The 12,508-nt window shown below is 71.8% G+C and carries 12 protein-coding genes; 1 reads left to right on the forward strand and 11 read right to left on the reverse strand.

Going from position 1 to position 12,508, the window contains the following annotated elements; all coding sequences use genetic code 11:
- Positions 1 to 159: 159 nt before the first annotated feature.
- The 4 genes from ACIPKM_RS15850 to ACIPKM_RS15865 form a co-directional block, all read right to left on the reverse strand.
- A complete protein-coding gene (locus ACIPKM_RS15850; RefSeq protein ID WP_402737082.1) occupies positions 160 to 1,299 on the reverse strand; it encodes a CE1758 family FMN-dependent luciferase-like monooxygenase in 1,140 nt (379 codons plus the stop codon).
- Positions 1,300 to 1,404: 105 nt separating this feature from the next.
- Positions 1,405 to 2,361: a DUF4436 family protein gene (locus tag ACIPKM_RS15855; RefSeq protein WP_071303403.1), complete on the reverse strand. Its 957-nt coding sequence runs from the start codon at positions 2,359 to 2,361 to the stop codon at positions 1,405 to 1,407.
- Positions 2,358 to 4,799, reverse strand: a complete 2,442-nt coding sequence (locus tag ACIPKM_RS15860; RefSeq protein WP_402737083.1) for an Ig-like domain-containing protein — start codon at positions 4,797 to 4,799, stop codon at positions 2,358 to 2,360. Before ACIPKM_RS15860 ends, ACIPKM_RS15855 begins: the two co-directional genes overlap by 4 nt.
- Positions 4,800 to 4,895: 96 nt before the next feature.
- A complete protein-coding gene (locus ACIPKM_RS15865; RefSeq protein ID WP_181015154.1) occupies positions 4,896 to 5,690 on the reverse strand; it encodes a phosphatase PAP2 family protein in 795 nt (264 codons plus the stop codon).
- Positions 5,691 to 6,030: 340 nt separating this feature from the next.
- Here ACIPKM_RS15865 and ACIPKM_RS15870 point away from each other — a divergent pair, with 340 nt between their 5' ends.
- Positions 6,031 to 6,483, forward strand: coding sequence for a DUF4383 domain-containing protein (locus ACIPKM_RS15870; protein ID WP_175473751.1), 453 nt, complete (start codon positions 6,031 to 6,033; stop codon positions 6,481 to 6,483).
- A gap of 189 nt (positions 6,484 to 6,672) precedes the next feature.
- Here the strand turns inward: ACIPKM_RS15870 and ACIPKM_RS15875 are convergent, their stop codons facing one another.
- The 7 genes from ACIPKM_RS15875 to ACIPKM_RS15905 form a co-directional block, all read right to left on the reverse strand.
- Complete coding sequence (locus ACIPKM_RS15875; RefSeq protein WP_070417142.1) at positions 6,673 to 7,995, reverse strand: ATP-dependent RecD-like DNA helicase; 1,323 nt, start codon at positions 7,993 to 7,995, stop codon at positions 6,673 to 6,675.
- Positions 7,992 to 9,926 carry a cytochrome c oxidase assembly protein gene (locus ACIPKM_RS15880; protein WP_402737084.1) on the reverse strand — a complete coding sequence of 645 codons (1,935 nt, stop codon included), beginning with the start codon at positions 9,924 to 9,926 and terminating at the stop codon, positions 7,992 to 7,994. Before ACIPKM_RS15880 ends, ACIPKM_RS15875 begins: the two co-directional genes overlap by 4 nt.
- A 166-nt stretch (positions 9,927 to 10,092) precedes the next feature.
- Positions 10,093 to 10,380: an HU family DNA-binding protein gene (locus tag ACIPKM_RS15885; protein ID WP_022908191.1), complete on the reverse strand. Its 288-nt coding sequence runs from the start codon at positions 10,378 to 10,380 to the stop codon at positions 10,093 to 10,095.
- Between the two features lie 288 nt (positions 10,381 to 10,668).
- On the reverse strand, positions 10,669 to 10,974 hold the full coding sequence (gene rpsN / locus ACIPKM_RS15890; protein ID WP_070417144.1) for a 30S ribosomal protein S14: 306 nt from the start codon (positions 10,972 to 10,974) through the stop codon (positions 10,669 to 10,671).
- 2 nt (positions 10,975 to 10,976) lie between these two features.
- Positions 10,977 to 11,147 carry a 50S ribosomal protein L33 gene (rpmG, locus tag ACIPKM_RS15895; RefSeq protein ID WP_022908193.1) on the reverse strand — a complete coding sequence of 57 codons (171 nt, stop codon included), beginning with the start codon at positions 11,145 to 11,147 and terminating at the stop codon, positions 10,977 to 10,979.
- A complete protein-coding gene (gene rpmB, locus ACIPKM_RS15900) occupies positions 11,147 to 11,383 on the reverse strand; it encodes a 50S ribosomal protein L28 (RefSeq protein ID WP_022903747.1) in 237 nt (78 codons plus the stop codon). Before rpmB ends, rpmG begins: the two co-directional genes overlap by 1 nt.
- Positions 11,384 to 11,808: 425 nt before the next feature.
- Positions 11,809 to 12,504, reverse strand: a complete 696-nt coding sequence (locus ACIPKM_RS15905) for an alpha/beta fold hydrolase (RefSeq protein ID WP_402737085.1) — start codon at positions 12,502 to 12,504, stop codon at positions 11,809 to 11,811.
- Positions 12,505 to 12,508 lie beyond the last annotated feature (4 nt).

Genomic DNA, 12,508 nt, shown 5'->3' on the forward strand with positions numbered 1-12,508 from the left:
CGCCCGCGCCCCCACCCGCTAGGCGGTCGTGGTGGGCTACACCCCGGCAAAAATTTCCCCGCCCCCCGCGGGGGGGGGGGGGGGGGCCCCCCCCCCCCCCGCGGGGGGGGCGGGGGCCCCGCGGCCCCCCCGCCTCCAGTCCGTCAGGCGGTCACGCGATCAGACGGACGCACCCGTCCACTCGTCCTCGGCGGCGACGTGGTCGCTGCCCAGGGTGCCGGCGGCCATCGCCGCGGCCACGCGGTCGGCGTGCGACGGCGGGTTCGAGGGGACGCCTTCCGGGCGGCCCTCCTCGTTGATCTTGCGCAGCTCGGGGACGATGTCCTCGGCCAGGATGTCGATCTGCTCGAGCACCGTCTTGAGCGGCAGCCCGGCGTGGTCGACGAGGAACAGCTGGCGCTGGTAGTGCCCGACGTGGTCCTTCATGGCGGCGTACCGGTCGATCACCTGCTGCGGCGAACCGACCGTGAGCGGGGTCTGCTCGGTGAAGTCCTCCATCGAGGGGCCGTGCCCGTAGACCGGCGCGTTGTCGAAGTACGGGCGGAACTCGTCGATCGCGTCCTGCGAGTTCTTCCGCGCGAAGAACTGGCCACCGAGGCCCACGATCGCCTGGTCGGCGCGGCCGTGCCCGTAGTGCTCGAAGCGCTGGCGGTACAGACCCACCATCTGCTCGGTGTGCTGGATCGGCCAGAAGATGTTGTTGTGGAGGAATCCGTCGCCGTAGTAGGCGGCCTGCTCCGCGATCTCCGGCGTGCGGATCGACCCGTGCCACACGAAGGGCGCGACACCGTCGAGCGGACGCGGGGTCGAGGTGAAGCCCTGCAGCGGCGTGCGGAACTTCCCCTGCCAGTTGACGACGTCGTTCTCCCAGAGCTGGCGGACGAGCGCGTACTTCTCGATCGCGAGGTTGACGCCCTGGCGGATGTCCTGCCCGAACCACGGGTAGACCGGCCCGGTGTTGCCGCGGCCCATCATGAGGTCCATGCGGCCGTCGGAGATGACCTGGAGCATCGCGTACTCCTCGGCGATGCGCACCGGGTCGTTCGTGGTGATGAGGGTCGTCGACGTCGAGAGCGTGATGTGCTTCGTGCGTCCGGCGAGGTAGCCGAGCATCGTCGTCGGGCTCGACGCGACGAACGGCGGGTTGTGGTGCTCACCGGTGGCGAAGACGTCGAGTCCGGCCTGGTCGGCGTGCTCGGCGATCGTCAGGATGTCGCGGACCCGCTGGGTGTCGTCGGGGGTCCGGCCGGTGACCGGGTCGGTCGTGACGTCACTGACCGTGAAGATGCCGAACTGCATGATGCGCCGCCTTCCGCGGAGTCCCTCCGCCTGCGATTTCGATGCGTTTGCATCGACTTGCTCGGTACAACGTAGCGCAGGCCGAGGCATTCCCGCCAGCGGCGACTACGCGGCGTCGTCGTCCAGCACGCGGTTCCGCAGCACCTTCGACTCCCGCCACAGCATGTACGCGCCGGTCCACACGAACATGATCGCCACCAGCGCCAGACAGGGGAAGAGGAAGACGAAGTCGAGCGTCGTCCCGATCGGCGGGGCGCCGGGCATCGCCGACCGGAGCGCCGGGAACGACAGCAGCGTGGCGCTCAGCCAGATCACGTTCGCGAACTCGAGCTTCCGCCGGAGGATCGCGCTGCCGATCGTCACGACGGCCATCAGCGTCGTGAAGAGGATCGCCATGATGTAGAACGACACGATCACGACGCTCAGGGTGTCCCGGTGCCCGTCGATCTGCATCGGGACGAGGGTGCGGTCGCTCTGCACCTCGGCGGCGCTCCGCTCGGCGTTCATCACCCACGGCCGGGCGGAGTTCGACATGTCGACCTCGAACGGCACGGCGTCCCCGGAGTCGTCGTCCTGCACGCTCAGCTGGAAGTTCGCGAACGGCTGGTCGAACGGGTACGAGGTGTCGCCGCGGTCGAGCGTCAACGTCAACGAGGTCGCGTCCACCACCGACTGCCCCGGGAACGTCACGACGCTCGTCGTCACCCCGCCGCTCGATACCTCGATGCGGAGCGGCTGCGAGATCTCGCCGGCCTTCTCGCCCTCGAACGAGCCGTGCGGGATCGGCAGGACGTTCGCCTGCATCACCCGGTTCGAGAGGTCGACGTCCTGCACGCTCATCCGCAGCGTCATGTAGTCGCCGGACTGACTGTTCGACCCGCTCACCGGGACGGCGGTCGTCGTCTTGAGCGCTCCGGAGAGGCCGATCACGACGTAGTACACGGCCAGGAGCACCACCGCCACGAGCAGGATGACCGGCGCGGGGTTCCTGCGGGTGCGCTTCGCGGTCGGGGTACCTGGGGCGCCGGGTGCGTCGGTCGGGGCGTCGGTCGTGTGGGTCATCGGTTGCTCCCGGACGGTGGGTCGGTGGTGGGTCGGCTCGGGTCGGTGGTGGGGCCGTTCGGTGCGGCGGTCGGACCGTTCGTTGCGGCGGTCGGACTGTTCGGTGCGGCGGTCGGACCGTTCGTTGCGGCGGTCGGACTGGAGGCGCGGCTCGGGTCCGACGGACCGGCCCCGGTCGGCGAGGCGGTCGCCGCTGCGGCGGGGCCGCTCGTCGCCCGCCGGCCGACGACGGTCGCGGCGAGCGCGAAGAGCAGCATCGCGAGGAGTGGCACCATCGCACCGGGGAACTCCGTCGCGTTGAAGGTCGTGATCTGGTCGGCCAGCTGCGACGCCTCGGTCTCGCCCTTCGCCACGGCCGTGGTCACCGTCATCGCGTTGGACTGCGACGCCCGGTTCGACGCGAGCGAGATCTGCTGGACGGCGGTGTCCGGCGCGTTCACCGGGTCGGCGAACACCCGGACGTCAACGTCCGCCTGCTGCCCGGGGTCGAGCGGGATCATGCACGAGAACGAGCTCGTGGCGACGGTGCAGTCGAGCGGGGAGTCGTCGACCTCGACGTTCACGTTCCGGTAGACCATGCCGGTGGTGATCCGGGCCTCGAACGTGATCGCGACGGTCGCCCCGGAGGCGTTCGGGCCGAGCGTGCCCCGCATGTCGGCCGCGGTGCCGGGCACGATGCGCTGCGTGCCGAAGCGGAGGTCCATCGCGAGGGGACCGTCGTCCGTGCCGCCGCTGCCCGCGCCAGCACCGCCGCTGCCGCCCCCGCTGCCGTTGCCGTTGCCGTTGCCGGCGCTCTCCCCCGGCGCGGGCGGTGTGGCCGAGGGCGACGACGACGGGCCGGTGCTGCCGCCCGCGTCTCCCGACCCGACCCCCTGGCCGGCGCCGGAACCGCTCCCGGCTCCCGTGCTCGGGCTGCCGGGCGTGCTCGGCGCGGTCGGCGCGGTCCCGCCACCGGCGCCGCCGGGACCGCCCGTGGAACCTCCGCCCGTGCCGGGGAGGCCACCCGCGCCTCCTGGAGGGGCCGGTGTCGCGACCGTCACCGTGAAGGCGGTCGACGCGCGCGCGGACTCGACGCCCCCGTACGTCTGGGTCGCCGTCAGGGCGACCGCGCCGAGGGCGAATGCGCGCTCCGGCGTGCAGGCGAAGGAGGTGGCCCGCGTCGCGGTGGCCGTGCAGACCACGGTCTCGCCCTGCCGGACGGTCACGACCGCGTTCGGAATGACGCCGCGGCCGCGGACCTCGGGTGTGCGGTCCGTCGTCGACGTGCGGTTGCCCGGAGCGGTGATCACCGGCGCTCCGGGAGCGATCGTGCGGAGGGTGCTGCCGGACTCCACGGGCGAGACGGCCGCGGTGGTGGAGGACGCCCGCGCCGTGATGGTGAACGCCGACGCGGGGGCGGTCCCGGACCGGGCGGCGACCGTCAGCCGGAGGACGTGCCGGTCGCCGGGAGCGATCGTGCCGAGGTCGACCCCGGCGGCGAGGCCGGCGCAGTCGATCGTGGCGCCGTCGAGCTCGCACACGGGGACCTGCAGGCCGCCGGTGTCGGCGGTGAGGAGGACGCCTCGCGCCTCGCCCTCGCCGGTGTTGGCCAGTGTGACCGTCCGGATCGCCGGGAAGCCCGCGTAGAGCTGCGTCGCACCGGCCTGGGTCACGCTGAGGCCGGCGGGCGCCAGGACCGTGAACGTGCTCGTCGCCGCCGGGGAGACCTGCCCGAAGCGGTCCGTCTGCGTCGCACTGACGGTGTGCTGTCCGACCGCGAGCGGTTCGGTCGGCGTACACGACCAGTCCGGGGTCGCCGCCGGGTCGACCGTGCACAGCGGCTCGCCGTCGATCGTGGCCGTGAGGGTCGTTCCCGTCGTGTCCGCCGCACCGGCCACCTTCGTGCCGGTGATCGTCGGCTGGGTCGCGATCGACTCGTCGCCCGCGGGCGGGGCGGTGATGGTGGGGGCAGCGGGGGCCGGGGGTGCGACGACCGTGATCGAGTAGGGCGCGGCGGCCTCGAACGGGCTGATCTCGGACGAACCGGCGACGGTCCCGAGCGGCGAAGCCGGATCGATCGTCATCGTGATGGCGACCTGGTTGCCGGTCCCCCACGTGCTGGCGCCGCACGCCGCCTGCGTCCCGCCGTTCGTGGGCACGCAGGTGAACTGTCCGAGCCCGGGTGCCGGGACCGACTGCGCAGCCGTGATCGTCGTGTTGGGCGGCGCGGTGATCGTCCAGGTCCCGGTGCCGGCGGCCTGGTTCTGCACGACGGCTTGCACGGAGCTCCCGGGGACGCCGGTCGGTGGCGCGCCGACCTGGGTCATGGCGGATGCGGAGGTCGCGGGGACGAGCACCCCGGTGGCGACGAGGAGCGCCCCGAGGGCAGCGGCCACGGTGCCACGGACCCGACGTGCCCGCGTCGGGGTGTGCTCCACCCGCATGTGTTCCCCGTCCACGCCGGCTCCCGAGGCCGGCGTGTGGACGACGCTAGTCGGCCAACGGCCGTCGGGTCCGGAGGCGTTACAGGCCTGTAACCCTTGAGGATGCGATGGCTACCGGCCCGGGAGCGCCTCGGAGTCCGTCCGCGCCGCGTGGTGCATGCCGTCGGCGATCCACACGATCGTCACGACGGCCAGCACGCTCGCGCTCGACGCCATCCGGCCCGCGACGAGGATCGCACCGTGGTCGTGTGCCCCGCCCGAGATGCCGTACACGAGCGCCGCGACACCGACCAGGAACGTCACCCCGGTGGCGACGAGGAGGACCCAGGTCACCAACCGACGCGGACCACGGTGTCCGTCGCGGTCGCCGCGCGCGCCACGGTCGACCCGTGGTCCGAACGCCCGGACGGCCCCGACCCAGAAGAGCGCGATCGCGCACGCGCCGATGATGTCGCTGACCCGGTGCCAGCCGTAGACCACGGTCTGGTTCGCGACGAAGACCGCGTAGGCGGCGCCGACGATCACGACGAGCGGGCGGAACCGACGCGGCGTGACCATGAGCACGGCGAACAGGGCGGCGAGGGCGATCGTGGCGTGACCGGACGGGAACGAGTTCGGCGTGGTCGACTGGGCGATCTCCGGGCGCTCGGCGATACGCTTGACGAGCGTCGAGGTGGCCGCCGAAGCGAGCACGACGACACCGGCTCCGAGCCCCACTGCGAGCCGGCGCCGAGCGAGCGCGACGGCCGCGATCACGACCACGAGCAACAAGATCACCGGTACCGAGATGACGTTCAGGGCAGTGTCCGACGAGAACAGGTCGGATTCCCGGACCCCGCCGAGTGCGGCGTCCTCGACCCGCTGCCCCACCGGCGTCAGCACCGCCACCGCGTAGACGAGAGGCACGATCACGAACCCCAGAGCCGACAACAGTCCCCACCGCAACCGCCGTGAGACGCTCGGTCCACGCGACTCGGGTGCGCTGCGTTCGGGCGTTCGGGTCACCGGGCTGGTCCTCCTCGGGGTGCTGGTCGTCGGTGTCGTCGCACGCCTGTTCACGCGCGTGCGATTCGGACGGTCGGGGTCCGACACGATACCGTTGGGACGCCGGTCGGAGCCTGGGAACCGCGGGACAGCGACCTTCGGATCCGGCAACGCACCGACCGGCCGCGCGCGGGCGAACGCACCGGCGCGCATCGCCGGACCGACGTACACGGCGTCGGCTGCGTACGAGGAGGAAACCGAAGTGGCCATCAAGGAACCGAGCATCACCGCTTCCCCGAACCGCGGTCTCGCGCTCACCGTGGGCGCGCTGCTCCTCATCTGGGGCATCCTCGGGTTCTTCTTCGCCGCCGACGGCGACCCCGGCTTCTTCAGCCGCAAGGGCGGCATGCTCTGGAACGCGTTCGGCGTCAACCCGCCGCTGGCACTGCTGTGGGTCCTGCTCGCGGCCGTGCTGCTCATCGTCGGGCTCGGCAACACGATCGGGTCGCGGAACGCGAACGTCCTCGTGGGCGCCGTCCTCGTCGTGCTCGCGGTCTACGGCTTCGTGTTCGTGAACACCTCGGCGAACGTGTTCGCGCTCAACACGACCGACAACGTCTTCCACGCGATCGTCGGTGTCATCCTGCTCCTCACGGCGTTCGGCGCCGACAAAGAGAACCTCCGCGCGCTCCGTGCGGACACCGCTCGCGCCTGATCCAGCGCATCCCGACGCCCCGCCCGCCCCTCGTGGCCGGCGGGGCGTCGTGCGTCCGGGCCGCCGCACGCCTCGCCGTCGCGCGTCCCGGGCGTCGTGCGTCCGAGCCGGCGCACGTACTGGCCGGCGCGCGCCCTGGCCGTCGCACGCCCGGGCCGTCGCACGCCCGCGCCGTCGCGCGGGGGCGGGTCAGTCGCCGTCGTCGGCGTCCGGGGCGGGAGCGGGAGCCGCCTCGAGCTCCGTCGCCACCACCCGCGGCGCCTCGGACATGAACCGCCGGACGTCGAGATCAACGATGATGTCCTGCGGCCGCAGCGGACGCGTGAGGTACAGCCCCTCGAGCGAGGTCAGCCGTGACAGCGCCACGTACGTCTGCCCGGCGCTGAACACCCGGTTGCCGAGGTCGACCACCGCCCGGTCGTAGGTGCTGCCCTGCGACTTGTGGATCGTCACCGCCCACGCGAGCCGGAGCGGGAACTGCTGGAACTCGCCGACGGTGTCCTTCTTGAGTTCCTTCTTGTCGGCGTCGTAGGAGTACTTGAACTTCTCCCACACCGACGGCTGGACCTCGAACGACTCCCCGTCGACGTCCACCCACACGGTGTCGCGGATCGTCTGCACGACCCCCAGGGTGCCGTTCACCCAGCGCTGGTCGGGGTCATTGCGCAGGAACATCACGTGCGCGCCGGGCTTCAGCTCGAGGGCTTCGTCCGCCGGGAAGTTCCGTCCGCCGAAGTCGCCGTTGACGTCGGCCCGCGCGGTCCGCACCTTGCCGGGCAGCCGGTCGAGCGCGGCCTTGTTGATGCGCGCCACGGTGTCGTTCCGGGTCGCCAGGGTGATCGCGTCGTCCGGGGCGGGTCGGGCGCCCGCCGCGTTGAGCTGCCCGGCGACGTCGGCCGTCACGCGCCCGTGCCGCACGGCCGTCAGCATCGCGGCGAAGGCGTCGTCGCGCTGCCGGTGGACGGTCGCGAGCTCGACGATGTTGAGCTCCGCCTCGAGCCAGACCTTGGCGTCGAAGAACCACATCGAGCGGTAGTGGTCGGTGAAGTACGCGCGCTCGTCCCCGTCGCCCGGCACCGGCGGCAGCTGGTACGGGTCGCCGAACATGACCACCTGCACGCCGCCGAACGCCTCGAACTGACGCCCGCGGGCCTTGCGCAGCGAGCGGTCCATCGCGTCGAGGAGGTCGGCGTTCACCATCGAGACCTCGTCGATCACGAGGGTGTCGATCGTGTTGAGGAGCTTGCGGGTGTCCGGCCCCTGCCGGAGTTCGGCGTCGGCGATGAGCCCGATCGGCAGGCGGAAGAGCGAGTGGATCGTCTGCCCACCGACGTTCAGCGCCGCGACACCGGTCGGCGCGCAGATCACGACCTGCTTCTCGGTGTTCCACGACAGGTGGTTCAGGAGCGTCGACTTGCCCGTCCCCGCACGACCGGTGATGAACACGTGGTCGCGGGTGTGCTCGATGTACTCGAAGACGGCCCGCTGCTCGGCACTGAGCTCGACGCTCATCGGGTCGCCACCCGGTCGTCGCTGCGCGGTCCGTCGACGGCGGGCTCCGCCACGGCGCGGCGCACGCGGACCAGCACCACCACGACGACGGTCACGACGACGACGACACCGGCGACCACGAGCAGCGTGCCCGCGCGGGCCTGGTCGACGAGCGGATCCGGTCCCCACGTCCGGCCCATCGCACCGAACCACGACGCCTGCAGGAGCCCGAGCGGCCCGCGCATCGCGATGCCGAGCGACACCAGACCGGCCGCGACGACGACCGCCCCGGCGATCCGGACGAGCGCCGCGGGCATCGAAGCGCGCCGGGCACCGACCGCGATCGGTGTGAGCAGGGTGGGGACGGCGAGGAGCCCGACGAGCAGGAACCCGACGTCGATGACGGTGCGGCCCGTCGAGTCGCTGACCGACCACCGGAGTGCGTCGGTCACGAAGAACGCCCACCACGCCGCCGCCAGGAACAGGAACGCCGGGAACGGCTGCACGAGGTACCGCACCGCCTGGTTGTCGACCAGGACGCCCGTCCACTCGCGGACACCGGTGCTGCCGTCGTCGCGGGGGTGCACGGCGGCACGGATGAGCTGCACGGGTGCCGACGCCCAGACGAGCGCCGGCACGACGAGCCCGAGGAGCACGTGCGACCCGACGTTGGCGGACACGAGGAAGCGGTCGTAGGTGTGCAGCGAGCCCGAGGTCGCGACGACGAGCGAGACGATCGCGATGCCGGCGGCGACCGTCCGGCGCACGGGCCAGCGCACACCGGCGCGACGCAGGCGCACGATGCCGGCGGTGTAGGTCGCTGCGAGCAGGACAGCGGCCATCAGCCAGAACAGGTCGATGTTCCACGCCGTCAGCCATCCCCAGGCACCCGGAGCGTGCGGCAAGGCGTCGTCGGTCAGCAACTCGGCCGGCGACGGGTTCGTGGTCTTGCTCAGCGCGACCTGGTCGACGGGGGTCGCGGTGCGGCCGAGCGCCGCGGCGAACCCGCTGGCGACGCCCATCACGGCGAGCTCCGCCACGATCAGGAACCAGAACGGACGACGGCGCTCGGGGGCGGTGCCGAGCGCGCGGATCGCCCGTCGACGCTGCACGACCCCGAGCACACCCATCGCGACGATGGCCGCGATCTTCACGAGCACCAGGACCCCGTACGCGGTGAAGAGGTTCGAGAGCGCCCCGACCCGGATCTGCGCCGAGGCCACACCGGACACGGCGACGAGCACGAAGCACCCGAGCGCGATGCTCGAGTAGCGCCCGACGACGACGGCCAGGCGGTCGCCGTCGATCACAGCGCGCAGCAGCACGAGCATCACGAGTCCGCCGACCCAGAGTGCGGCGCCGACCAGGTGCAGCCCGAGTGCGGTGACGGCCGCGTCGTGGCTCGCCGTGCCCGCGGCGTGCCCCTGCTGAGCGAGCGGGACGAGCCCGATCATCGCGACGCCCGCGGTCAGTGCGACCATCCCGCGGGAGCGCACGGCGAAGCACAGCACCGTGACGGCCGCGGCGACGAGGACGGTGACGAGCCACGCGAGGCCGAGGTCCGTCCCGGTGAGGAACACCCCCATCGACTGCCCGAACTGCTCGTCGATGCTGATCCTCGAGCCGGCGACGCTGAGGAAGGTGAAGAACGTCGTCACGGCCGACGACACGGTCCAGACGCCCGCTGCACCGGCGGCCACGTCGATCGCGCGGTTCCACTCGGGCGCGGTGCGGGACAGCCCGACGGTCGCGAGTGCCAGACCACCGATCGCGGCCGCGGCGGAGAGGTCGACCACCAGTCGGGCGATCGGCAAGCCGAACCGGACGACGGCGCCGGGGTCGGCGATGAGCGCGGCGTTCGCGCCGCCCCCGATGACGAGGGCGACGAGGAGTGACACGAACCCGACGAGCAGCAGCACGGCGGGGCCGGCGATGCGCGCGATCCGATTCACCCGTCAAGCCTAGGCGCTGCCCCACCCGGCCACGGAATCGAGCGGGGCGACCTGTGGAGGGCGATCCGCGCCTCCTGGATGTGGAGGACCGACCACGGACCCATCGCAGGCCGGGAACGACGAAAGGGACGGCCGAAGCCGTCCCTTTCGTGGCGCGGGAGCAGTCTTACTTGACGGCAGCCTTGAGCTTCGAGCCGGCGCTGACCTTGACCGAGTCGCTCGCGGCGATCTCGATGGCCTCGCCGGTCTGCGGGTTGCGGCCGGTGCGGGCGGCACGGTGGGTCTTCTCGAAGGCGATCCAACCGGGGATCGTGACCTTGGTGCCGTCGGCGACCGAGCCGGAGACGACGGAGAAGAGCGCGTCGACGACGCCGTTGACGGTGGCCTGGCTCTGGCCGGACTCAGCGGCGACGGCAGCGACGAGCTCGGTGCGGTTCAGGGACTTGTCAGCCATGGATGTCCTCCTCGGACTTCTTGCAGTATCGGTCGGACGACTTCTCGTCCGGCGCCCGGAGCGGGTGCTCCGTGCCACGGTGCCGGTGGGCGCGAGACCCTGCGGAACCGGAGTCGAACGTACCAGCCACCAGGGACGAAACCTGCCGACTCGCCCGGATTTCCGGGGTTGTCGGGGTACTGGAGGGGTGGAAGTGACCGATGTGACGAAGATGTCCCCCGAAACGGCCCGGGAACGGCGAACGCCCCGCCACCACTGGGGTGACGGGGCGTCTGCGGAAGCTGGTGCTTACCAGGAGCTCTTCGTGATGCCCGGCAGCTCGCCACGGTGGGCCATGTCGCGGAAGCGGACACGGCTGATGCCGAACTCACCGAGGTGGCCACGGGGGCGACCGTCGATGGCGTCGCGGTTGCGGTAGCGGACCGGCGACGCGTCGCGCGGGAGCTTCTGCAGGCCGACGCGGGCGGCCTCACGCGACTCGTCGGAGCCGTTCGGGTCCACGAGGGCCTTCTTCAGCTCGAGACGACGCTCGGCGTAGCGCGCGATGATCTCGGCGCGCTGGTTGTTCTTCGCGATCTTGCTCTTCTTCGCCATGCTTAGCGCTCCTCACGGAAGTCGACGTGCTTGCGGATCACCGGGTCGTACTTCTTGAGCACGAGGCGGTCCGGGTTGTTGCGACGGTTCTTCTTGGTCACGTAGGTGAACCCGGTGCCCGCCGTGGAGCGGAGCTTGATGATCGGACGAACGTCCTGACCCTTCTTGGCCATCAGATCTTCTCCCCACGGGCGAGGAGATCCTTGACGACGGACTCGATGCCGCGTGCGTCGATCACCTTGATGCCCTTCGCGCTGAGCGTGAGCGTGACGTTACGACGAAGCGAGGGCACGTAGTACGTCTTCTTCTGCACGTTCGGGTCGAAGCGACGCTTCGTCCGGCGGTGCGAGTGCGAGATGTTGTGTCCGAAGCCGGGGGTGGCTCCGGTCACCTGGCACACTGCTGCCATGGTTTCCTCCTGAGGTACCGTGCGACCGGACGGCCGCACCCAAGGTCACTTGCCTGGCGCGCACGCGCTGCGTCGCCGAGCGACGGAGCGAGGGGGTTGTGCGCACCGCCCAGGCCCGCGATCCCTGTCAAAGGGGCCGTGGACACCGCGCGACCGCGGCGTACGCGACGGTCGGAGGGCTTGGAACAACTGGGCTCGCCGCGCGGACGCGGAGAACCAAGGGTCAAGAGTACGCGACGACCGGGCGTGTCGCAAACTGCCGCAGCTGCGTGGGTCGCCCTGGAGGCGCGCCCCACCTCCGGCGGGCGCGTTCGTGAGCAGAAATGGTCGGGTCACGGTCGGCCACCCGACACCTTCTGCTCACCAAGTGAGCGCGAGCGCGCCGGCGCGCGGGCGCCCCGGCCCGGGCGCCCGCCCGCCCCGCGCTACGGCGCCTCGGCCGGCCTCGGCGCCAGCGCCTGCACCATGAGCTCGCCGAGCTCCCGCGGCGCCGTGAACATCGGCCAGTGCCCCGTCTCGAGCCCGAGGATCGCGAGCTCCTCCGTCGCCACGAGCTCCGCTGCCCAGGCCTGGTGGTCGGCCACCATCGTCGCGAGGTCCGCCGCCGGGATCTCGCACGTGATCACCGTCGCCGGGATCGTGTGCCGCGCGGCGTCGGCGTAGTGGAACCGGTCGGACGGCACCGCAGCGGGCTCCGGGATCGCGCGGTGCTCGAACTCCGACCGCAGTGCCGGTGTCATCCCCCGCACGGTCGCCGGCTCCCACACGTCCCACGAGGGCAGCGGCACGACTCCGTCCACCACGGGCAGCTCGTCGTTGACGCAGCCGCCCTCGGGCCCCGGGAAAGTGTCGACGTAGAGCAGGTGCGCGACGAGCGAGGGCCGCTGGTCGGCGGCCATGTACGCGATCGGCCCCGCGCCGGAGTGTCCCGCCAGCACCACGGGCTCGTCCGGCGTCGCGACGTCGTCGAGCTTCTCGACCAGGGCGGCCACCTGCTCGTCGAGCGTGTCGCCGTCGCGGGTGACCGCCTCGACCGAGTGGCCCGCTGCTCGGAGCACCGGGGCCACCTCGTCCCAGGCGCTCGCGTCGAGCCAGAAGCCGGGCACCAGGATCACGTGCATGACG

Source organism: Curtobacterium sp. NPDC086286, assembly GCF_044746255.1.
GTDB lineage: Bacteria > Actinomycetota > Actinomycetes > Actinomycetales > Microbacteriaceae > Curtobacterium.

Bases quoted from the DNA above. Each gene is read 5' to 3' on its own strand.
- ACIPKM_RS15850 (WP_402737082.1), bottom strand. From the start codon at position 1,299: ATGCAGTTCGGCATCTTCACGGTCAGTGACGTCACGACCGACCCGGTC.
- ACIPKM_RS15855 (WP_071303403.1), bottom strand. From the start codon at position 2,361: ATGACCCACACGACCGACGCCCCGACCGACGCACCCGGCGCCCCAGGT.
- ACIPKM_RS15875 (WP_070417142.1), bottom strand. From the start codon at position 7,995: ATGAGCGTCGAGCTCAGTGCCGAGCAGCGGGCCGTCTTCGAGTACATC.
- ACIPKM_RS15885 (WP_022908191.1), bottom strand. From the start codon at position 10,380: ATGGCTGACAAGTCCCTGAACCGCACCGAGCTCGTCGCTGCCGTCGCC.
- rpsN (WP_070417144.1), bottom strand. From the start codon at position 10,974: ATGGCGAAGAAGAGCAAGATCGCGAAGAACAACCAGCGCGCCGAGATC.
- rpmG (WP_022908193.1), bottom strand. From the start codon at position 11,147: ATGGCCAAGAAGGGTCAGGACGTTCGTCCGATCATCAAGCTCCGCTCC.
- rpmB (WP_022903747.1), bottom strand. From the start codon at position 11,383: ATGGCAGCAGTGTGCCAGGTGACCGGAGCCACCCCCGGCTTCGGACAC.
- ACIPKM_RS15905 (WP_402737085.1), bottom strand. From the start codon at position 12,504: ATGCACGTGATCCTGGTGCCCGGCTTCTGGCTCGACGCGAGCGCCTGG.